Origin of the sequence: Micromonospora aurantiaca ATCC 27029, assembly GCF_000145235.1 — a bacterium.
In the GTDB taxonomy this organism is placed as follows: domain Bacteria; phylum Actinomycetota; class Actinomycetes; order Mycobacteriales; family Micromonosporaceae; genus Micromonospora; species Micromonospora aurantiaca.
In genome coordinates, this window is record NC_014391.1 from 2361987 (window position 1) to 2381747 (window position 19761).

At 75.1% G+C, this 19761-nt stretch carries 20 protein-coding genes and 1 pseudogene; 15 read left to right on the forward strand and 6 right to left on the reverse strand.

All coding sequences use genetic code 11. The features are described 5' to 3' along the window. Positions 1–51: 51 nt before the first annotated feature. From MICAU_RS11080 to MICAU_RS11115, 8 genes are read left to right on the forward strand one after another with little or no spacing between them, the layout of a single operon-like run. Positions 52–1716, forward strand: a complete 1665-nt coding sequence (locus tag MICAU_RS11080; RefSeq protein ID WP_013285397.1) for an HAD-IIIA family hydrolase — start codon at positions 52–54, stop codon at positions 1714–1716. Then, positions 1713–2687: a glycosyltransferase gene (locus MICAU_RS11085; protein WP_013285398.1), complete on the forward strand. Its 975-nt coding sequence runs from the start codon at positions 1713–1715 to the stop codon at positions 2685–2687. The genes MICAU_RS11080 and MICAU_RS11085 overlap by 4 nt, the downstream gene beginning before the upstream one ends. Next, on the forward strand, positions 2672–3889 hold the full coding sequence (locus MICAU_RS11090; RefSeq protein WP_013285399.1) for a glycosyltransferase: 1218 nt from the start codon (positions 2672–2674) through the stop codon (positions 3887–3889). Before MICAU_RS11085 ends, MICAU_RS11090 begins: the two co-directional genes overlap by 16 nt. Further along, on the forward strand, positions 3889–4581 hold the full coding sequence (locus tag MICAU_RS11095) for a D-sedoheptulose-7-phosphate isomerase (RefSeq protein ID WP_013285400.1): 693 nt from the start codon (positions 3889–3891) through the stop codon (positions 4579–4581). The genes MICAU_RS11090 and MICAU_RS11095 overlap by 1 nt, the downstream gene beginning before the upstream one ends. Next, positions 4578–6068 (forward strand): PfkB family carbohydrate kinase, encoded by a 1491-nt coding sequence (locus tag MICAU_RS11100; RefSeq protein ID WP_013285401.1) that lies wholly within the window; start codon positions 4578–4580, stop codon positions 6066–6068. The genes MICAU_RS11095 and MICAU_RS11100 overlap by 4 nt, the downstream gene beginning before the upstream one ends. Before the next feature lie 55 nt (positions 6069–6123). Then, entirely contained in the window at positions 6124–6825 is a 702-nt protein-coding gene (locus MICAU_RS11105; RefSeq protein WP_013285402.1) for an SDR family oxidoreductase, read from the forward strand. Continuing rightward, positions 6822–7781, forward strand: a complete 960-nt coding sequence (locus MICAU_RS11110) for a glycosyltransferase family 9 protein (protein ID WP_013285403.1) — start codon at positions 6822–6824, stop codon at positions 7779–7781. The genes MICAU_RS11105 and MICAU_RS11110 overlap by 4 nt, the downstream gene beginning before the upstream one ends. After that, a complete protein-coding gene (locus MICAU_RS11115; RefSeq protein WP_013285404.1) occupies positions 7765–8754 on the forward strand; it encodes a DNA topoisomerase IB in 990 nt (329 codons plus the stop codon). Before MICAU_RS11110 ends, MICAU_RS11115 begins: the two co-directional genes overlap by 17 nt. A 176-nt stretch (positions 8755–8930) precedes the next feature. On the opposite strand, the gene MICAU_RS11120 is transcribed toward MICAU_RS11115, so the two are convergent. The 4 genes from MICAU_RS11120 to MICAU_RS33425 form a co-directional block, all read right to left on the reverse strand. Beyond that, the gene (locus MICAU_RS11120; RefSeq protein WP_013285405.1) at positions 8931–9974 is read right to left on the reverse strand and encodes an AraC-like ligand-binding domain-containing protein; all 1044 of its coding nucleotides are present in this window, start codon (positions 9972–9974) and stop codon (positions 8931–8933) included. 124 nt (positions 9975–10098) lie between these two features. After that, entirely contained in the window at positions 10099–10602 is a 504-nt protein-coding gene (locus tag MICAU_RS11125) for a hypothetical protein (RefSeq protein WP_013285406.1), read from the reverse strand. A 63-nt stretch (positions 10603–10665) separates the two neighbouring features. After that, positions 10666–12297 (reverse strand): RecQ family ATP-dependent DNA helicase, encoded by a 1632-nt coding sequence (locus MICAU_RS11130; RefSeq protein ID WP_013285407.1) that lies wholly within the window; start codon positions 12295–12297, stop codon positions 10666–10668. 67 nt (positions 12298–12364) lie between these two features. Next, the gene (locus tag MICAU_RS33425; RefSeq protein WP_013285408.1) at positions 12365–12487 is read right to left on the reverse strand and encodes a hypothetical protein; all 123 of its coding nucleotides are present in this window, start codon (positions 12485–12487) and stop codon (positions 12365–12367) included. A gap of 139 nt (positions 12488–12626) precedes the next feature. Between MICAU_RS33425 and MICAU_RS11135 the strand changes: the two genes are divergently transcribed. Beyond that, positions 12627–14126, forward strand: a complete 1500-nt coding sequence (locus MICAU_RS11135) for a glycoside hydrolase family 3 protein (RefSeq protein WP_013285409.1) — start codon at positions 12627–12629, stop codon at positions 14124–14126. A 45-nt stretch (positions 14127–14171) separates the two neighbouring features. Here MICAU_RS11135 and MICAU_RS11140 read toward each other — a convergent pair whose 3' ends face one another. Further along, on the reverse strand, positions 14172–14459 hold the full coding sequence (locus tag MICAU_RS11140; protein WP_013285410.1) for a GNAT family N-acetyltransferase: 288 nt from the start codon (positions 14457–14459) through the stop codon (positions 14172–14174). Next, positions 14456–15681: pseudogene (locus tag MICAU_RS11145) on the reverse strand (cysteine desulfurase-like protein). The gene MICAU_RS11140 and the pseudogene MICAU_RS11145 overlap by 4 nt, the downstream one beginning before the upstream one ends. A 99-nt stretch (positions 15682–15780) precedes the next feature. On the opposite strand from MICAU_RS11145, the gene MICAU_RS11150 reads away from it, so the two are divergent. The 6 genes from MICAU_RS11150 (at position 15781) to MICAU_RS11175 (ending at position 19584) form a co-directional block, all read left to right on the forward strand. Beyond that, positions 15781–16140 carry a hypothetical protein gene (locus tag MICAU_RS11150; RefSeq protein ID WP_013285411.1) on the forward strand — a complete coding sequence of 120 codons (360 nt, stop codon included), beginning with the start codon at positions 15781–15783 and terminating at the stop codon, positions 16138–16140. 65 nt (positions 16141–16205) lie between these two features. Further along, positions 16206–17027, forward strand: coding sequence for a DUF1206 domain-containing protein (locus MICAU_RS11155; protein WP_013285412.1), 822 nt, complete (start codon positions 16206–16208; stop codon positions 17025–17027). Positions 17028–17104: 77 nt separating this feature from the next. Further along, on the forward strand, positions 17105–18301 hold the full coding sequence (locus MICAU_RS11160) for a mechanosensitive ion channel family protein (RefSeq protein WP_013285413.1): 1197 nt from the start codon (positions 17105–17107) through the stop codon (positions 18299–18301). Between the two features lie 241 nt (positions 18302–18542). Then, positions 18543–18977, forward strand: a complete 435-nt coding sequence (locus MICAU_RS11165; protein ID WP_013285414.1) for a phage holin family protein — start codon at positions 18543–18545, stop codon at positions 18975–18977. Beyond that, positions 18974–19315 carry a DUF3618 domain-containing protein gene (locus MICAU_RS11170; RefSeq protein WP_013285415.1) on the forward strand — a complete coding sequence of 114 codons (342 nt, stop codon included), beginning with the start codon at positions 18974–18976 and terminating at the stop codon, positions 19313–19315. Before MICAU_RS11165 ends, MICAU_RS11170 begins: the two co-directional genes overlap by 4 nt. Beyond that, on the forward strand, positions 19312–19584 hold the full coding sequence (locus tag MICAU_RS11175) for a DUF4235 domain-containing protein (protein ID WP_013285416.1): 273 nt from the start codon (positions 19312–19314) through the stop codon (positions 19582–19584). The genes MICAU_RS11170 and MICAU_RS11175 overlap by 4 nt, the downstream gene beginning before the upstream one ends. Positions 19585–19761 lie beyond the last annotated feature (177 nt).

The following is a 19761-nucleotide window of genomic DNA, read 5'->3' on the forward strand; positions in this document are numbered from 1 at the left end:
CTGGCGCCGACGTCGACGTTTACTCCTCGGGGCCTCGGGAACCCGCCGCCCGTGCGACGGGACCACGAGCGGGATCAGTGCAGGTCAGCCCGGGTTGACCCGGGTGCTGACCGGTTCCCGTCCGGCCTGTACGACGCGGTCCTGCTGGACCGGGACGGCACGCTGGTGGAGGACGTGCCGTACAACGGCGACCCGGAGAAGGTCCGGCCGGTGCCGGGCGCCCGGGAGGCGCTGGACCGGTTGCGGGCGGCCGGGTTGCGGCTGGCGGTGGTCACCAACCAGTCCGGCCTGGCCCGGGGCTGCTTCACGGCGCACGACCTGCGTCTGGTCAACGCCCGGGTGGAGGAACTGCTCGGGCCCTTCGACCACTGGGCGATCTGCCCGCACGCCGAGGCCGACGGGTGCGTCTGCCGCAAGCCCGCGCCCGGCCTCGTGCACGAGGCCGCGGCCGCGCTGGGGACCACGCCGACCCGCTGCGTGCTGATCGGGGACATCGGCGCGGACACGGCAGCCGCCGCCGCGGCCGGCGCCGCGGCGATCATGGTGCCCACGCCCGCCACCCGGGCCGCCGAGGTGGCTGCCGCGCCCACTGTCGCGGCCGACCTGCCGGACGCGGTGGGCATCGTGCTGGCCCGGATGCGCCTGACGGCCGCGCCGCAGCCCGCGCGCCGGTCAGGCCGGGACACGGTGCTGGTGGTGCGCAGCGACGCGGCGGGCGACGTGCTGGTGACCGGGCCGGGCATCCGGGCGGTCGCGGCCGGAGCGGAGCGGGTGGTGCTGCTGTGCGGGCCACGTGGCCGGGCCGCCGCCGAACTGCTCCCAGGCGTGGACGAGATCATCGAGGCGCCGCTGCCGTGGATCGACGCGCCCGCCCCACCCGTCGACCCCGGCGCCGTGCGCGCGCTGACCGACCGGCTGTCGGAGGTACGCGCCGACGAGGCGGTCGTGTTCACCTCCTTCCACCAGTCCGCCCTGCCCCTGGCCCTGCTTCTGCGCCTGGCCGGGGTACCCCGGATCAGCGCCATCAGCGACGACTACCCCGGCAGCCTGCTCGACGTCCGCCACCGCGTTCCGGCAGGCGTACCCGAACCCGAACGCGCCCTGTCCCTCGCCGCCGCAGCCGGCTTCGCGCTGCCCGGCCACGACGAACCGGCGCTGCGCATCCGCACCGACCGGCTTCCGCCGCGCGCGGCCGACGCCGGCGAGCCCGGCTACGTGGTCCTGCACCCGGGCTCCTCGGTGGAGACCCGCGCCTGCCCCGAGGAACTGGCCACCCGCGTGGTCCGCGTGCTCGGCGCCGCAGGCTACCGGGTCGTGGTCACCGGCGGACCGGACGAGCGGGAGCTGACCGCGCGCGTCGCCGCGGCGGGCGGCGTCGACCTGGGCGGGCGGACCGGGCTGGACGACCTGGCGGCGGTCATCGCCGACGCCGGGGCGCTCGTGGTGGGCAACACCGGCCCGGCGCACCTGGCCGCCGCGCTCGGCGTGCCGGTGGTGAGCCTGTTCGCGCCGACGGTGCCGTTCGGGCAGTGGGGGCCCTACCGGGTGCCGACGGTGCGGCTGGGCGACGCGGGGGCGGCGTGCCGGGACACCCGCGCCACCGTCTGCCCGGTCCCCGGCCACCCGTGCCTGTCGGCTGTCGAGCCGGGACGGGTCCTGGAGGCGTTGCGGCTGCTCGGCGTGCCGGCACCGGTGGCGGGCGGGGTGGCCGGATGAACATCCTGCTGTGGCACGTCCACGGGTCGTGGACGACCTCCTTCGTGCACGGCAAGCACCGCTACCTGGTGCCGGTCACGCCGGACCGGGGTCCGTACGGGCTGGGCCGGGCGCGCACCTACCCGTGGCCGGACAGCGCCGTCGAGGTCACTCCCGAAGACCTGCGCGACACCGACGTGGACCTGGTGATCCTGCAACGCCCGGAGGAACTCGACCTGGCGGCGGAGTGGCTCGGCCGCCGGCCGGGCCGGGACGTGCCGGCCATCTACGTCGAGCACAACACCCCGAAAGGCGACGTGCCGAACACCCGGCACCCGATGGCCGACCGCGACGACCTGCTGCTCACGCACGTCACCGCGTTCAACGAGCTGTTCTGGGACAACGGCGCGACCAGGACCACAGTCGTCGACCACGGCGTCGTACCGCCGAACGTCGAGTGGACCGGGGAACTCGACCGCCTCGCCGTGGTCATCAACGAGCCGGTACGCCGCTGGCGCGTCACCGGCACCGACCTGCTCGCCCGGTTCGCCGCGCTGGCGCCGCTGGACGTCTACGGGATGAAAGTGGACGGTCTCGCCGCCCACCTCGGCCTGCCCGAGGACCGGCTGACCAGCCACGACGACGTACCCCAGCACGCCATGCACGCCGAACTCGCCAAACGGCGCGCGTACCTGCACCTGTGCCGCTGGACCTCACTCGGCCTCAGCCTCGTCGAGGCCATGACCATGGGCATGCCCGTGGTGGCACTGGCCACGACCGAGGCGGTGGAGGCGGTGCCGCCCGCCGCGGGCGCGCTGTCCACCCGCGTCGACACGCTCGTCGACGCCGCCCGTGGCCTGCTGGACGACAGGGAGTCCGCCCGCCGGGCGGGCGCCGTGGCCCGGGCCGCCGCCCGGGACCGCTACGGCCTGGATCGATTCCTCGCCGACTGGGACCGGCTGCTGGAGGAGGAAGTATGCGCATCGCGATGATCTCGGAGCATGCCAGCCCGCTCGCCGTCCTCGGCGGGGAGGACGCCGGTGGCCAGAACACGCATGTCGCGGAGCTCTCCGCCGCGCTCGCGGCCGCCGGTCACGACGTGCGCGTCTACACCCGCCTCGACGCGGTGGATCTGCCGGTGAGCGTCCGCACCCCGGACGGGTACGAGGTGGTCCACGTACCGGCCGGGCCGGCCGAACCGGTGGCCAAGGACGACCTGCTGCCGTACATGCCGTCGTTCGGGCAGTGGCTGGCCGACCGGTGGCGCACCGGCGACTGGCAGCCCGAGGTGGTGCACGCGCACTTCTGGATGAGCGGGCTGGCGGGTCTCGCCGCGGCCCGCCGCGCGGGCGTGCCGATGGTGCAGACGTACCACGCGCTCGGCACCGTCAAGCGCCGCCACCAGGGCGTGCAGGACACCAGCCCGCCGGGCCGGGTCGAGCACGAGCGGAAGCTGGGCCGCTCGGTGGACCGGGTGGTCGCCCAGTGCCAGGACGAGGTCGCCGAACTGGTCCGGATGGGCGTACCCCGGTCCCGGATGACTGTCGTGCCGTCGGGGGTGAACCTCACGACGTTCTCCCCGCTCGGCCCGGTCGCCGACCGTGACGGCGGCCGGGCCCGCGTCCTCACCGTCGGCCGGCTGGTCGAACGCAAGGGCTTCCAGGACGTCATCCGGGCCGTCGCCGAGGTGCCGGACGCCGAGTGCGTGGTCGTCGGCGGGCCGCCGGCCGGGCTGCTGGAGACCGACCCGTACGCGTTGCGCCTGCGCGCGCTGGCCCACTCGCTCGGCGTCGCCGACCGGGTACGGCTGGTCGGCGCGGTCCCCCGGGAGGAGATGGGCCGCTGGTACCGGTCGGCCGACGTGCTCGTGGCCGCCCCCTGGTACGAGCCGTTCGGGCTCACCCCGCTGGAGGCGATGGCCTGCGGCGTACCGGTGGTCGCGACGGCTGTCGGCGGGCTGATCGACACGGTGGTGGCCGGACGCACCGGCGACCTGGTGCCACCCCGGGAGCCGGCGGCGCTCGGCGCGGCGATCCGGGGTCTGCTCGGCGACCGGATCCGCCGCTTCGCCTACGCCACCGCCGCGCTGGAGCGGGCACGCACCCGCTACTCCTGGGCCACCACCGCGGACCGCCTCACCGAGCTGTACGGCGAGGTGGCCACCGTGCGCCGCCCGACCCGGGTGGTCGCCTGATGACGGCCGGGACGCCGGCCGCCGGCGCGACGGTGCTGGAGGACCACCTGAGCCTGCTGGCCGCCGCGTTGCTGCCGCTGCGGGAGGCGGAGCAGATGCTGGCCCGCTGGGGCGAGGAGCTGGCGCAGCGGCTCGCCGCCGGTGGCCGGTTGCTGGTGGCGGGCAACGGCGGCAGCGCCGCCGAAGCCCAGCACCTCACCGCCGAACTCGTCGGCAAACTCCGCCACGACCGCCAACCCCTCTCCGCCATCGCCCTGCACGCCGAGACCAGCGCCGTCACCGCCATCGCCAACGACTACGGATACGACGAAACCTTCGCCCGGCAGGTCCGCGCCCACGGCCGGCCCCACGATCACCTCCTGCTCATGACCACCAGCGGCACCAGCACCAACCTCCTCGCCGCCGCCCACGCCGCACACCAGGCGGGCCTGCGCTGCTGGGCCTTCACCGGACCCGCACCCAACCCCCTCGCCGACCTCTGCCACGAGCATCTGGCGATCGACTCGCCGGACGGGCAGGTGGTGCAGGAACTGCACCTGGTGGCCTCGCACGTGCTCTGCGAGTACGTCGAACTGGCGCTGCCCGCCGCGCTCGCCGCCCAGCCGGCGGCCGGGCCGGTACGCGCGGGTGTCGAGGTCGTCGTCGGCGAGCCGGACCCGACGGCGACGGCCGGCCGGGGAGGCCCGGCATGAGGGGACCGGTGGTGGTGCTCGGTGACACGCTGCTGGACCGCGACGTCGAAGGTCTGGTGAACCGGCTCTGCCCGGACTCCCCGGTGCCGGTGCTGGACGAGACCGTATCCGTCGACCGGCCCGGTGGCGCCGGGCTGGCCGCCGTCTTCGCCGCCGCGCAGGGCGCCGAGGTCGCGCTGGTCACCGCCGTCGCCGACGACGCGGGCGGGGCCCGGCTGGGCACGCTGCTCGCCGCCGCCGGGGTCCGCTTGTACGCGCTTCCGCTGGCCGGCGCCACCCCGGAGAAGATCCGGCTGCGGGCGCGCGGACGGGTGCTGCTGCGCCACGACCGGGGCGGGAGCGCCGGTGCGCCCGGTCAGCCCAGCGACGCCGTGCTGCGGCTGATCGCCGACGCGTCCGCCGTACTGGTGAGCGACTACGGCCGGGGCGTGGCCGGGCATCCGGCGCTGCGGGCGGCGCTGGCCGCAACCCGGGCGCCTGTGGTCTGGGATCCGCATCCGCGCGGGCCGGCCGCCGTACCCGGGGTGCACCTGGCCACCCCGAACGAGCCGGAGGCCCGCGAGCTGGCCAAGACGCCGCCGGGCGGCTCCCGCCTGGCCGTCGCGTCGCGTAGCGCGCACGCCTTGCGCCGCCGCTGGCAGGCGCGCGCGGTGGCGGTGACGCTCGGCGGCGACGGCGCGCTGCTCAGCCACGCCGGGTCCACGCCCCTGGTGGTGCCGGCGCCGCCCGCCGAGGGGGACACCTGCGGGGCCGGCGACCGGTTCGCGTCCACCGCGACGCTGGCCCTGGCCCGGGGCGCGCTCGTGTCCGAGGCGGTGCAGGAGGCGGTCACCGAGGCGTCGGCGTACGTGGCCGGCGGCGGTGTCGCCGCCGCGCTGCCCGCGCCGGTGCGGGCGGTCGCCCCGGCGGTGGTCACCGGCGGCGGGGACCGGATCGGCGCCGGGGCGGCCGGCGAGGTGGTGGCGCGGGTACGTGCGGCCGGCGGAACGGTGGTCGCCACCGGCGGCTGCTTCGACCTGCTGCACGCCGGGCACGTGGCGACGCTCCAGGCGGCCCGGCAGCTCGGCGACTGCCTGGTGGTCTGCCTCAACTCCGACGCCAGCGTGGCGGGGCTCAAGGGTCCGGAGCGCCCGGTCGTGCCGCAGGGCGACAGGGGGCGGCTGCTCGCCGCGCTCGGCTGCGTCGACGCGGTGCTGATCTTCGACGAGCCGACACCGGAGGCGGCGCTGTCCTGGCTGCGCCCGGACATCTGGGTCAAGGGCGGCGACTACGCCAGCGGCGGCGGCCCGGAGACCTTGCCCGAGACGGAGATCCTGGCCCGCTGGGGCGGTCACACGGTGGTCGTGCCGTACCTCGACGGGCGCTCGACCACCGACATGATCGCGGCGGCGCGGGCCGGGCGGGGCAGCGGCGGCTGGCCGGCCGCGTCGGGCGACCCGGCCGAGGCCGTCGCGCAGGTCCGGTCCACGGCGAAGGGAGCACGATGAACGAGCGACGCATCCGACCCGGCGCGGTCGCGCCCGCCGGTCCGACGGTGGCGGCGTGAGCGCCGGCGCGCCCGGAGCCGGGCCGACCGTCCTGGTCACCGGCGGCTCCAGCGGGCTCGGCGCGGCGGTGGTCGCCGCGGTGGCCCGCGCCGGCGGGCGCCCGCTGGTGCTGGACCGGCAGCGCCCCGCCGACGGGGTGCCCTGGGTCGAGTGCGACCTGGCCGACACCCGCGCCGCCGAGGCCGCCACCCGCGACCTCGCGGAACGCTCCGGCGGGCTGGACGCCGTGGTCACCGCCGCCGGGATGGACGTGCCCGGGAAGCTGGCCGACATCCCGGCCGAGACCTGGGAGCGGATCGTCACAGTGGACCTGCTCGCCACCGCCGCGGTGATCCGGGCCGCGCTGCCCTGGCTGGAGGCGTCCCGGGGCAGCATCGTCACTGTGGCCTCCACGCTCGGGGTGAAGGCGGTCAGCGACGCGACAGCGTACTGCGCGGCGAAGTTCGGGGTGGTGGGCTTCACCCGGGCGCTCGCCGCGGAACTCGCCGGCGCTGTCGGCGTGACGCTGCTGATCCCGGGCGGGATGCGGACCGCGTTCTTCGACGAGCGGGACGCGCAGTACCGCCCCGGCCCGGACGCGGTGCTCAACGAGCCGGCCGACACCGCCGCCGCCGTCATGTTCGCGCTGTCCCAGCCGGCCGGCTGCGCGGTACGCGAGATGGTGGTCTGCGCCGCGCAGGAGTCCTCGTACCCGTGATCCTGGTGCTGCGGGCGCTCGGGGTCGGCGACCTGGCCACCGCCGTGCCGGCGCTGCGTGGCCTGCGCGCCGGCCTGCCGGGCCGGGAGCTGGTGCTCGCCGCGCCGGGCTGGCTGGCGCCGCTGGCGGAGCTGACCGGGGCGGTCGACCGGGTGCTGCCCACCGCCGGGCCGGACCGGATCGCGTGGACCGGCCCGCCCCCCGAGGTGGCGGTCAACCTGCACGGCCGTGGGCCGCAGTCGCACCGGGCGCTGGCCGCCGTACGCCCCGGCCGGCTGCTCGCCCACAGCAACCCGGGCGCCGGGCACCCGGACGGCCCGGCCTGGGACGACGACGAGCACGAGGTCCGCCGCTGGTGCCGGCTGCTGCACGCGTACGGGCTGCCGGCCGACCCGGGGGACCTCGCGCTGCGGCGTCCGGCGTTGACCGGCGTACCGGCCGGGGTGACGCTGCTGCACCCGGGCGGCAAGATCCCGGCGAAGCGCTGGCCGGCGGACCGGTTCGCCGGGCTGGCCCGGGAGCTGGCCGCGCGCGGGCACCGGGTGGCGGTCACCGGCTCGCCGGACGAGCGGGCGCTGGCCGAGCGGGTCGCCCGCGACGCCGGGCTGCCGCCGGAGGCGGTGCTGGCCGGCCGGACCGGACTGGCCGAGATGGCCGCGCTCGTCGCGGGCGCGCGGCTGGTGGTCAGCGGGGACACCGGCGTGGCGCACCTCGCCACCGGCTACGGCACCGCGTCGGTGGTGCTGTTCGGCCCGGTGCCGGCGGCGCACTGGGGCCCGCCGCCGGACCGGCCCCGGCACCGGGCGCTGGGTGCGATCGAGCCCACGCCCGTCAACCCGGATTCGACCGGGTCAGGCGGGGTAGGAACCCACCCGACATTGGATGCCATCGGGATCGACGAGGTGGTGGCTGCGGTGGCAGACGTGGAACGGGTCTCCGGTGCGGTTGCGGCGTAGCGATCCGGGCCGGCCGGGATACGCGCGCCGGCGGCGCGGCAAGGGCTGGCTCTTCCTCGACCCGGCCGGCGAGCCGGTGCGCGACGCCGGGGAGCTGACCCGGCTGCGCGAGCTGGTGATCCCGCCCGCCTGGCGGGACGTGTGGATCTCGCCGTACCCGAACGGCCACATCCAGGCCACCGGCATCGACGCGGCGGGCCGCAAGCAGTACCTCTACCACCCGGGCTGGCGGCGCAAGCGCGACGAGGCCAAGTTCGACCACGTGCTGGAGGTGGCGCACCGGCTGCCCGCGCTGCGCGACCGGGTCACGCACGACCTGGCGCTGCGCGGCCTGCGCCGCGAACGGGTGCTGGCCACCGTCGCCCGGCTGCTCGACATGGGCGCGTTCCGGGTCGGCAGCGACCAGTACGCCACCGGCGACGACCCCACGTTCGGCGTGTCCACGCTGCGCCCTGAGCACGCCCGCTCCCGGGGCGGCTGCGTGGTGTTCGAGTTCCCGGCCAAGGGCGGCATCGACCAGGTCCGCCGGATCGAGGACGCCGAACTGTGCCGGGTGCTGCTCAACCTGCGCCGTCGCCGGCGCGCCCAGGAGCGGCTGTTCGGTTACTGGGACGGCCGCTCCTGGCGCGACGTGCGCAGCGACGAGGTGAACGACTACCTGCGCGACGCCAGCGGCGGCGAGATGACGGCGAAGGACTTCCGTACCTGGCACGCGACGGTGCTCGCCGCAGCCGAACTGGCCACTGTGGGTCCGCAGCGCTCCGCCACCGCCCGCAGGCGCGCCGTGGCGGGGGTGATGCGTTCGGTGGCCGAACTGCTCGGCAACACCCCGACTGTGGCCCGGACCTCGTACGTGGACCCGCGCGTGGTCGACCTCTACCACGACGGGGTGCTGGCGCCGGTGCAGCCGGAGATGCCGCGCGAGGCGGTGGAGAAGTCGGTGCTGGCGTTGCTGGAGGAGGAGGCCGGCTGACCGCCGACCGGCCCCGTCGGTCCTGGGGGAAGCGCGACGGGGCCGGAAATCTCGGCCGCCGGTGCGGTCCCGGGAAACATCACCGGGCGGGGCCGCCCGCGGCCGGGACCGCCGCGGACGCCGCGCCCGGCCCCCCGATATCCGCGGGCCCACCGCGAGCGGTACAGGCCCGGGTTTCAGTATGTACGGGACAGGTTGACGGCGGATGCCGTGCTGTTGACGATCCGTGCTGATTCCAGGTGACGGGCCCGGTACTCCTGCGGCGTCTCGCCCTGCGTGGTCCGGAAGACCCGGCTGAAGTGCGCCTTGTCCCGGAAGCCCCAGCGGGCGGCGATGACCTGGATCGAGCGGTCGCTCAGCGCCGGGTCGGCGAGGTCGCGGCGGCACCGGGCCAGCCGCTCGTCCCTGATGTACGCGGCAACTGTGGTCTCCTCGTCCTCGAAGAGCCGGTGCAGGGAGCGCACCGAGATGTGGTGCGCGTCGGCGATCGCGCCCGGGTCGAGCGTGGCGTCGCCGAGGTGCTGGCGCACGTACGCGCGTACCTGGGCCTGGAGGGCCCGGCGCCGGACCTCGGTGGGCATCTCGTCCTCGGAGACGAGGTTGCGGCCGAGCAGCGTGGCGACCAGGTCGAGACCGACGGCGCCGAGCCGCTCCGCGTCGGCCGCGTGGTACTGCTCGGGGTTCGCGGTGATCCGGATGAGGAAGTCGGCGACCAGCCCGCCGACGCCCTCGGAGCCGGACATCCGGCCGGCGAACAGGGGAGCGAGCCGGCGGGGCGGCAACGGCAGCGCGTCGTACGGCATCAGGGCCACGATCGAATGGGCGTACGCGGACCCCGCGGGGTCGGCGTGGTGACTGACCTCGTGCGGGCGGGAGCAGTCGTAGAAGGTGAGGTCGCCGGGGCGGCACCGGGCGCGCTGCCCCTCCTGGTCGGCCTGGCTGGTGCCGCTGAGCGTCAGCGCGAGCAGGTAGTAGTCGGGGTCGGAGCGCTGGATCAGTTTCGAGGTGCGCACGCAGTCCACCGACGGGTAGCGGTAGCGGATGAGCTGCATCCGGCCCAGGTCGACGAACTCGGCCCGGGCGACGAAGTCGTCGGCGTGCGCGGTGCGCACCCGCAGCGGCGTCGGGGTGCTCGCCATCATGTCCAGCCACATGCCGAACCGCTCCCGCGGCGGCAGCGCCTGCGTGTCGAGGACCTGCCGGTGCAGCTTCCCGTCCATAGAACGACTCCCCGTGTTCGTCACGCCCTGCACAAACAGGACGCCCCACGGGGCCGAAAGCGACACCCGTGGGGCCGTGACGTCCGTCATTGACGGACCGGGGAAACCTCTGTTAGGAGTCCGTTCAGTCGTTCAGCACCTGGGACAGCCGGTCGCGGAAACGGCGCTCGGAGTCGGTCACCGCGTCGCCGCCGAGGCCCAGGATGCCGCCCGTGGAGGCCGCGCCCACCACCTGTTCGGCGATGTCCACCAGCCAGTGCCGGTACGCCCCGGCCTGCCCCTCGTCCACCCGCGCGGCGAGCAGCGCGGACGCCTGCCCGGCCCGGGCCAGCACGTCCTCGATCATCGCCTTCGGGTCCTGCGGCGTGATCACCGGCAGCTCCGCGCCGGTCTCCGGGTCGCCCACCCGGTCGACGACCTCACCGGCCACCGCGGCGACCAGCGGGCTGGCCGACTCCCGGCCGGCGGCGATGGTCTCCAGCCCGGCGGCGTTCTCGGCCATGGTGCGACGGGTGCCGTCGGACTCGGCGGCGGCCGCCGCGGTGAGCACCGACTGCGGCAGCCCCACAAGCAGTCCCCACTCCTCGTCGGAGACGCCGAACCGGGTGTACGCCGGCTGCTCGATCACGATCAGGCCCCTTTCGCCGTGGTCGTCGTTGTCGACGGGCGCCCCCGCGGCGCCCGGGTCAGGCTAGTCCAGCTCCAGCAGGCCCTGTTCGGACACCACGCGCACGGACAGCGTCTTGTAGCCCACCTCGTCGAAGAGCACCGTCATCCGGTCCTCCTCGTAGCTGAGCACCAGACCGGCGCCCCACTCCGGGTGGCGTACCTGGCTGTGCACCGGGAACGGCCCGACCGCGCCGTCACCCGCCACACTGGTGCCCGCGTGGCAGTTGTCGCAGTGCCCGCAGACCTCGTGCATCTGCTCACCGAAGTACGCCAGCAGGGCCTGCCCCCGGCAGCCGGTGGTCTCGGCGAAGGCGCGCATCATGTCGGTACGCGACCGGGTCACTGTCTGCTGCCGTTCCGCCTCGGCCAGCGCGGCGCGGCCGGAGTCGGCGGCCGCCGGCGCGTACCGGGGTGCGCCGATGCGCTGCTTGGCCCGTGGCTCGGCGGCGCCGACCTGCTCCAGCAGGGACAGGTACTGCCCCAGCTTGCGCGGACCGAGGCCGGTCAGCTCGCGCAGCTCCTTGCGGTTGCGGGCCTTGCCGCGCAGCACCGCGGCGAGTTCGGTCAGTTCCTTCTCGTCCGGCAGACCGCCGCTGAAGTAACGCTGGAGGCCGACGTCCTCGGCGCGCCACAGCAGCAGCACCCGGGCCGGTGAGCCGTCGCGCCCGGCCCGGCCGATCTCCTGGAAGTAGCTGTCCGGCGAGTCGGGCAGCGCCATGTGCACCACCCAGGCGATGTTCGGCTTGTCGATCCCCATGCCGAACGCCGACGTGGCCACCATGATCGGCACCCGGTCGGCGAGGAACGCCTCGTGCAGCTCGTGCCGGGCCGCGGTGGGCATGCCGCCGTGGTAGAACTCGGCCGGGAAACCGGCGCCGGTGAGCCGCTCGGCCAGTTCCTCGGCCGCCCGCCGGGTCGGCACGTAGATGATGCCGGGCCGCTCGTCGTCGCGCAGCAGCGCGATCAGCCGCCGCCACCGGTAGTCGTCGGTCGGGCAGTGGGCCACCTCCAGGAAGAGGTTGGGCCGGTCCAGCCCGGAGACCACCACCTCCGGCTCGCGCAGCCGCAGCCGGGCGATGATGTCGTCGCGTACCGGCGGGGAGGCGGTCGCGGTGAGCGCCACCACCGGCGGGCGGCCCAGGCCGTCGATCAGGTGACCGAGCGCCAGGTAGTCCGGCCGGAAGTCGTGGCCCCACGCGGAGATGCAGTGCGCCTCGTCGATCGCCACCAGCGCCGGCTTCAGCTCGCGGACCTCGGCGAGCCGGTCCGGGTTGCTCAGCGCCTCCGGCGTGATGAACAGGAACTCCGCGCGCCCGGCGCGGATGTCCTCGATCGCCTCGGCCTGCTGGGCGGCGCTCTCGTCCGAGCTGATCCGCACCGCGCGCAGCTCCGGGCGCTGCCGTTCGTTGAGCGCGGCGATCTGGTCCTGCTGCAACGCCAGCAGGGGGGAGATCACCACAGTCGGGCCGGGGATCAGGCTGGCCGGGATCTGGTAGATCGCCGACTTGCCGGCGCCGGTGGGCAGCACCACCAGGGCGTCACGGCGCTTCATCACGGCGCGCATGGCGGCGAGCTGGTTGGGCCGCAGCGCGGTCCAGCCGAACAGGTTCCGCGCCGCCCGGCGCAGGCTGGAGGAGTGCGTGGTCAGTTTCATCAAGCGCCTCAGCTACCCCCGGCGATCCCGTGCGAAACCGGCACCGCCGCTCACCGCCCGGCGCGGATCAGCGGCGGAACATGGCCCGGATCGCGATCAGAAGGAACAGGCCGCCGACCACCAGGCCGAGCAGGCGTACGCCGGGGATGTCGGCGGCGCTGGTGGCGTCGGCGAGCGGCAGAGCGGACATGTGGGAACTCTCCCACGCGAGGTCCGGGGGCGCCAGCGGCTAACAGTAAGGATTGTTGACTATTTAGCTGCGCGGTGTGACCATGTCAGCACCCGCCGGCCCCGGCGGGTCCGTGGGGGAGACGGGGGTACGACAGCACATGAGCGAGCGGACCGAGGGATCGACCGGAGACCTGGCGGCGCTCGCCGCCGCCGTCCTGCAACCGGGGTTCGTCGGCACCACACCGCCGCCGTGGGTGTGCCGCTGGCTCGGCGAGGGCCTCGGCTCGGTGGTCCTGTTCGCCCGCAACGTCGTCGACCACGAGCAGGTCGCCACGCTCACCGCGAACCTGCGCGCCGAGCGGCCCGACGTCATCGTGGCGATCGACGAGGAGGCCGGCGACGTCACGCGGATCGAGTCCGCCCGGGGCAGTTCCCGTCCCGGCAACTACGCGCTCGGCGCTGTCGACGACCCGGCGCTGACCGAGGAGGTCGCCCGCGACCTGGGCGCCGAACTCGCGGCCGTCGGCGTCACGCTGGACTACGCCCCGGACGCCGACGTCAACTCCAACCCGGCCAACCCGGTCATCGGGGTGCGCTCCTTCGGCGCCGACCCGGACATGGTCGCCCGGCACACCGCCGCCTGGGTACGCGGCCTCCAGGCCGGCGGCGTCGCCGCCTGCGCCAAGCACTTCCCCGGGCACGGCGACACCCGTGTCGACTCGCACCACGACCTGCCCCGCATCGGCGGCGACCTGGCCCGCCTCGACGCGGTCGAGCTGGCCCCGTTCCGCGCCGCCGTGGCCGCCGGGGTGCAGGCGGTGATGACCGGCCACCTGCTGGTGCCGGCGCTGGACCCGGAGCTGCCCGCCACGCTCAGCCCGCGCGTGCTCGGCGGCCTGCTGCGCGAGGAGATGGGCTTCGGCGGCGTGGTGGTCACCGACGCGGTGGAGATGCGCGCGGTGGCCGACCGGTACGGCTTCACCGGCGCCGCCGTGCGCGCGCTCGTGGCCGGCGCGGACGCGATCTGCGTCGGCGGGGAACGGGCCACCGAGGCCGACGCCCGCGAGCTGCGCGACGCGATCGTCGCGGCGGTGATCAGCGGGGAGCTGCCCGAGGAGCGGCTCGCCGAGGCGGCCAAGCGCGTCGGTCAGCTCGCCGCGTGGAGCGTCGCCGCCCGCGCCCGCCGGGCCACCGGCACGCCGCCCGCCGACGGCTCACCGATCGGGCTCGCCGCCGCCCGCCGCGCGGTCCGGGTCACCGGCGACGCCGGGCTGCTGCCGCTGACCGGTCCGGCCCACGTCGTGGAGTTCGCGCCCCCGCGCAACATCGCCATCGGCGAGGAGACGCCGTGGGGCATCGCCGCACCGCTGGCCCACCTGGCGCCCGGCACCACCACCGCCCGCTACGCCGCCGACGCCCTACCGGCCGACCCGGGCGCGACGCCCGCCGGCCGGCCGCTGGTGCTCGTGGTGCGCGACCTGCACCGGCACGACTGGATGCGGGACGCGGTACGCCGCGCGCTCACCGCCCGCCCGGACGCGGTGGTGGTCGAGCTGGGCGTGCCCGAGCTGGTCACCGGTGCGGTGCACCTGGCCACCCACGGCGCCACCGCCGCGGCGGCACGGGCCGCCGCCGAGGTGCTGACCGGGGCGCGCTGACTCCCGGTCCGGCCGGGTGGGGAGGTCCCCCGGCCGGACCGGGCCTCACGGCTTGTCTGCCACCAGGTCGGCGTACTCCGGGTGGCGCTCGATGAACGAGGCCACGAACGGGCACTGCGGCACGATCCGGCCGCCCCGGGCGCGGACCTGGTCCAGAGCGCCCCGGACCAGCGCGGCCCCGACGCCCTGACCCTGGAACTGGTCATCGACCTCGGTGTGCGTGAACACGAGCGTCTCGCCCCGGAGCGTGTACGCGGTGAACCCGGCCAGCGCGTCGTCCACCAGGATCTCGAAGCGGCGCTTGGCGGTGTTCTCCTCGACCAGAAAGCTCACCGGATCATTCTCCCCTCGGGCCCGGCCAGCCGGTCCAGTTCGGCCAGCAGCCGGTCCACCTCGTCGGCGGTGTTGTAGTGGTAGACGCTGGCCCGCACGGCGCCGCCGCTGCCCCGCAGGCCCATGCCCTCGAAGTACTCGTAGGCGTAGTAGTCGCCGTGCGACAGGCACAGGCCCGCCTCGCCCAGCGCCGCCGCGGTCTGCGCCGAGGCCAGGCCGGCCACCCGGAACGACACGGTCGGGCAGCGCCGCGCCGGTGCGCCGTACACGGTCACGAACGGGCGGTCGGCCAGCCCGGCGAGCAGCCGGTCGAAGACCGCCTCCTCGTGCGCCTGCGCGGCTGCCAGACCGGCGCGTACCCGCTCCCGCCGGTCGCCGGTCGCCTCCGGGTCCAGGCCGGCCAGGTGGTCCACCGCGGCCTTCACCCCGGCCAGCAGCGGGAAGCTCGGCGTGCCGTACTCGAACCGGTCCGGCACCGCGTCGGCGGAGGGCACGAGCTTCGCCGGGCGCAGCGCCTCCCAGCGCGCCGGGTCGGCGACCATCGCCGCCAGGTGCGGCCCGGACCACTTGTAGGCGCTGGTCACCAGGAAGTCCGCGCCGAGCGAGGCCAGGTCGGTCGGACCGTGCGGCACCGAGTGCACGCCGTCCACGCACACCAGCGCGCCGGCGGCGTGCGCGGTCTTGGCGATCGCCGCCACGTCCGGCACGGTGCCGATCGCGTTGCTGCCGGCGGTCACCGCGACCAGCCTAGTGCGCTCGGTGACCAGGTCGGCGTACTGACCGGCGGGCAGCTCACCGGTCGCCGGGTCGAACTCGGCCCAGCGCACCGTGGCGCCGGACGCCTGCGCGGCCTGCACCCACGGGCGGACGTTCGCGTCGTGGTCCAGGCGGGAGACGACCACCTCGTCGCCCGGACGCCAGCCGGCGCCGAGCGTCCGGGCCAGCGTGTACGTCAGCGCTGTCGCGCTCGGCCCGAGCACCACGCCCGACGGCTGCGCGCCGAGCAGGTCGGCGACCGCGGCCCGCGCCCCGGCGACCAGATCCAGCGCCCGGCGCCCGGGCAGGAAGGCGGTGCTGCGGTTGCCCGTCGCGGCGCGCTCGCCCCGGCCACCGCCTCGACGACGGCGGCGGCGGTCTGGGTGCCCCCGGCGCCGTCGAAGTGGACGAATCCCTCGCTCAGGGCAGGGTAGGCGGCCCGGACCCGGGCGACGTCGAAAGCCATTCCGGCACCCTAGCGCGCACCCCGGACGCCCTGCCCGGCGTGGCCGTCCCGCGCTCGCCCGCGAGGCCGCTGTGGCGTTCGCCGCCTATCCTTGGACGGGTGACGATCCGACGCGCCACCTCCGCCCCCGCCCGTCGCGCCGCCGGTCTGCTCGCCGGTCTCGCCCTCGGCGCCGCACTGCTCGCCGGATGCAGCTCCGAAGGTGCCGAGACCGACTGCGGTCTGGACGCCTGCACGATCACCTTCGACCGCGGCGTGGAGGCCAGCGCCCGGATCCTCGGCGTCGAGGCGAAGCTGATCGGCGCCGAAGGCGACCAGGTCACGGTCGAGGTCGCCGGGGAACAGCTCTCGCTCACAGTGGGCCAGCAGGCCACCGAGGTCGCCGGCTTCCAGGTCAGCCTGGACAGCGTCAACGATCAGCAGGTGGTGGTGCGGGTCGCCCGCGACCTCAGCGCCTGATCCGTTTCGGCCGTCCCGGCGGGCGGCGACGTTTGGAAAATCGCCCGCCGGGAGATTGAGGGCTCATGTCTCTCACCCGGAACGCCGGAGCCACCGCCGCCCAGGCTCGAAACAGCCGGTGGCTCGAACTGTTGACCCGTGCCGGCTTCATCGGATACGGAATCGTGCACCTGCTCCTCGCCTGGCTGGCGCTGCAGATCGCCTTCGGGAACTCGGGCGAGGAGGGAAACCAGAACGGCGCGCTGCGCACTCTCGGTGAACAGCCGCTCGGGAAGTTCCTCCTGATCGCGATGGCGGTCGGCCTGTTCGCCATGGCGATCTGGCAGGCCTTCGAGGCGATCTCCGGCCACGTGTCCAGGACGGGCAAGGAACGACTGTTCGAACGGATCGCCTCGGTGGTCCGGGTCGTCGTGTTCGTCTGGCTGGGCTGGACCGCGATCAAGGTCTTCCAGGACGCCAGCTCCAACGCCTCCGACCAGCAGCAGCAGCTCTCCGAGAAGCTGATGGCCTCCGACGGCGGCCGGTGGCTGGTCGGCCTGGCCGGGCTCGCGCTCGCCGCGCTCGGCATCGGCATGGTCGTCTACGGCCTGAAAAAGAAGTTCGAGCGCAACCTCAAGACCGGCGAGATGAGCCCGAAGACCCGCCAGCTCACCCGTCGGCTCGGTATGGCCGGGTACGCCTCCCGGGGCGCCGTGTTCGCCATCGCCGGCCTGCTGATCGTGGTCGCCGCTGTGAACTACGACCCGGAGAAGGCGCGTGGCCTCGACGCCGCGCTGCGGACGCTGCGCGACCAGTCGTACGGGCCGTGGCTGCTGGCGCTCATGGCGCTCGGCATCGCCGCGTTCGGTGTCTACTGCTTCTTCCAGTCCCGGTACCGCAAGGTCTGATCCTGGTCGATACCCGGGCCGCCGGGCACCATTGGGCCTTTGCCCGATTCCCGCCCGGTCGGAGGGAGAGAGAGTTCGTGCAGAGTTACGTCGTGACAGTCGCCGCCGCGCTCGCCGCGGCGGCGATCGCGTTGGTGCTGGCCCAGGTGGTGCACCGCGTCATCCGCCGCCTCGGCCGCCGCTCGCTGCTGATGACCGAGCTGACCGAGCACGCGCACCGCGCGTTCCAGCTCGCCCTCACCGTGGCGGCGGTGCAGTTTGCGGTCCGGTTCACCACCGCGTACGCGGTCGGCAGCCCGTGGCGGCAGTTCGTCCTGCACACGCTGGTGCTGGCGACGATCGCCGCCACCGCATGGCTGGTGGCCTCGCTGCTGGTGGTGGCGGAGGACACCGCGCTGGCCCGGTTCCGGGTCGACGTGCCGAACAACAGGCACGCCCGCCGGGTGCGCACGCAGGTGGTGCTGCTGCGCCGGCTCACCATCGCGGTGATCGTGATCCTCACGGTCGGCGTGATGCTGATGACGTTCCCGGCCGTACGCGGGGTCGGCGCCGGTGTGCTGACCTCCGCCGGTGTCATCGCCGCGGTCGCCGCGCTGGCCGCACAGAGCCTGCTCGCCAACGTCTTCGCCGGTCTCCAACTCGCGTTCAGCGACGCGGTACGCCTGGACGACGTGGTGGTGGTCGAGGGGGAGTGGGGCCGGATCGAGGAGCTGACGCTCAGCTACGTGGTGGTGCAGATCTGGGACGACCGCCGGCTGATCCTGCCCACCTCGTACTTCACCAGCCGGCCGTTCCAGAACTGGACCCGGACCGAGGCGGCGGTGCTCGGCACCGCAGAGTTCGAGCTGGACTGGGCGATTCCGGTGCAGGCGATGCGGGAGGAGTTGCGCCGCCTGTGCGAGGGCACGGAGCTGTGGGACGGCCGGGTCTGCGTGCTCCAGGTGACCGACGCGACCGGCGGCATGGTCAAGGTCCGCGCGCTGGTCAGCGCCGCCGACGCGGGCAGCCTGTGGGACCTGCGGTGCCTGGTCCGCGAGCACCTGGTGACCTGGGTACGCGACCAGCGCCCGACCGCCCTGCCCCGGCTGCGCGCCGAGGTCGGCGAGGCCACCGGCCCGCTGCCCTGGCAGGCGGTGCAGCCGCGCCGCCCGGTACGCCGCCCGACCGGCACCGAGGCGCCCGACGACGCGCGTGTCTTCGGCGGCAGCGACGACGGCGAGGCCCGCAGCGAGGTGTTCGTGGGCCGGGAGGAGCACGCCGAGGCACGTCGCTGACCCCGTACCCCCGATCGGAGCCCCCGGCCGCCCACGGCGCCGGGGGTTCGGCGCGTACGAGCGGCTTTCCGGCCGGGCGGGTTTGGCCGGGCCGCTGCGGGGGACGTGGTGCGCACGCCCCGGATCCGGTGCCCGGCACCGGGTTCCGGCGGCGCGCGGCCGGGCGGACCGGCTGCTCCGCGCAGGATTGACGGGCGGCGACTCCGGGCATACAGCGCGGTGATGACGAAAGGAGGACAGCATGGCTGACGTCGCGAGTCGCAGCACGTCGCGGACCGGGAGCGAGCCGTCCACCGCCGAACTGGTACAGCGCGCCACCGAGCAGGTCACCCGCCTGGTGCGGGACGAGCTGGCCCTGGCCCGTGCGGAGCTGACCCAGAAGGGCAAGCACGCCGGGATCGGGATCGGTCTGTTCGGCGGCGGCGGGGTGATGGCGCTCTACGGCGCCGGCGCCCTGGTCGCCACCGTGATCCTGCTGCTGGCGCTTGTCATGCCGGCGTGGCTGGCCGCCCTGATCGTGGCGGTGGCGCTGTTCCTGCTCGCCGGGATCCTGGCGCTGGTGGGCAAGAAGCAGGTCAGCCGTGCCGTCCCGCCGGTGCCCCAGGCGGCGGTCCGCAGCGTTCGGGCGGACGTCGACACGGTCACCGCCGCGGTGAAGGACGGGAGGCGGGCATGACCGGTAACGGGACCGGGGACGTGGCGGCGCTCCGGGAGGAGATCCGCCGGACCCGGGTGGAGCTCGGTGAGACGATGGAGCTGCTCGCGGCCAGGGCCGATCCGAAGGCGCTGGTGCGGCACTCCGCCGAGGCGGCGAAGGCGCGGATGCGGGAGCAGGCGTCGCTGACCGCGGCCCGGGTGCGCGGGCGGGCGGCGGAGCGGGCCCGGCTGGTCCGGGCGCAGGCGTACGAGAAGGGTGAGGCGGTCGGGCGCAACCCGTTGCCGTGGGCGGCCATCGCGGCCGGCGCGCTGGTGACCGCGGTGGTGCTGGTGATCGTCCGAGGGAGGCGCAGGTGAGTGGCAGGGTCGGCAAGGCGGCGTACAAGCCGGTGGGGGTGCTGCTCGGCCTGGCCGCCGGTGCCGTCGCCGGGGCGATCTTCCGTCAGGTCTGGAAGGTGACGGCGGGCGACGGCGAGGCGCCGAGCGCCACCGACGAGGACCGCCGCTGGGGCGAGGTGCTGGCCGCCGCGGCCCTGCAGGGGGCCATCTTCTCGGTGGTGCGGGCCGCCGTCGACAGGGGCGGGGCGGTGGGCGTACGCCGTCTGACCGGTCGCTGGCCGGACTGACGAAAAGGCCGGAAAGGCCCCTTTCCCGAGCGCGGGAAAGGGGCCTTTCGCATGGCTCCGGCGGGCCGCGCAGCGCCGTCCGCACGACCTTCAGGTCACATGTCGGAGAATTTCGTCCGCTAGGCTGTGCGAAGTTTTTGCGTACGTGGTTTGCTGTCTCACGCTGTTGAGAGACGC

Bases quoted from the DNA above. Each gene is read 5' to 3' on its own strand.
- MICAU_RS11120 (WP_013285405.1), bottom strand. From the start codon at position 9,974: ATGGACGGGAAGCTGCACCGGCAGGTCCTCGACACGCAGGCGCTGCCG.
- MICAU_RS33425 (WP_013285408.1), bottom strand. From the start codon at position 12,487: ATGTCCGCTCTGCCGCTCGCCGACGCCACCAGCGCCGCCGACATCCCC.
- MICAU_RS11095 (WP_013285400.1), top strand. From the start codon at position 3,889: ATGACGGCCGGGACGCCGGCCGCCGGCGCGACGGTGCTGGAGGACCAC.
- MICAU_RS11155 (WP_013285412.1), top strand. From the start codon at position 16,206: ATGTCTCTCACCCGGAACGCCGGAGCCACCGCCGCCCAGGCTCGAAAC.
- MICAU_RS11100 (WP_013285401.1), top strand. From the start codon at position 4,578: ATGAGGGGACCGGTGGTGGTGCTCGGTGACACGCTGCTGGACCGCGAC.
- MICAU_RS11090 (WP_013285399.1), top strand. From the start codon at position 2,672: ATGCGCATCGCGATGATCTCGGAGCATGCCAGCCCGCTCGCCGTCCTC.
- MICAU_RS11085 (WP_013285398.1), top strand. From the start codon at position 1,713: ATGAACATCCTGCTGTGGCACGTCCACGGGTCGTGGACGACCTCCTTC.
- MICAU_RS11170 (WP_013285415.1), top strand. From the start codon at position 18,974: ATGACCGGTAACGGGACCGGGGACGTGGCGGCGCTCCGGGAGGAGATC.
- MICAU_RS11165 (WP_013285414.1), top strand. From the start codon at position 18,543: ATGGCTGACGTCGCGAGTCGCAGCACGTCGCGGACCGGGAGCGAGCCG.
- MICAU_RS11130 (WP_013285407.1), bottom strand. From the start codon at position 12,297: ATGAAACTGACCACGCACTCCTCCAGCCTGCGCCGGGCGGCGCGGAAC.
- MICAU_RS11135 (WP_013285409.1), top strand. From the start codon at position 12,627: ATGAGCGAGCGGACCGAGGGATCGACCGGAGACCTGGCGGCGCTCGCC.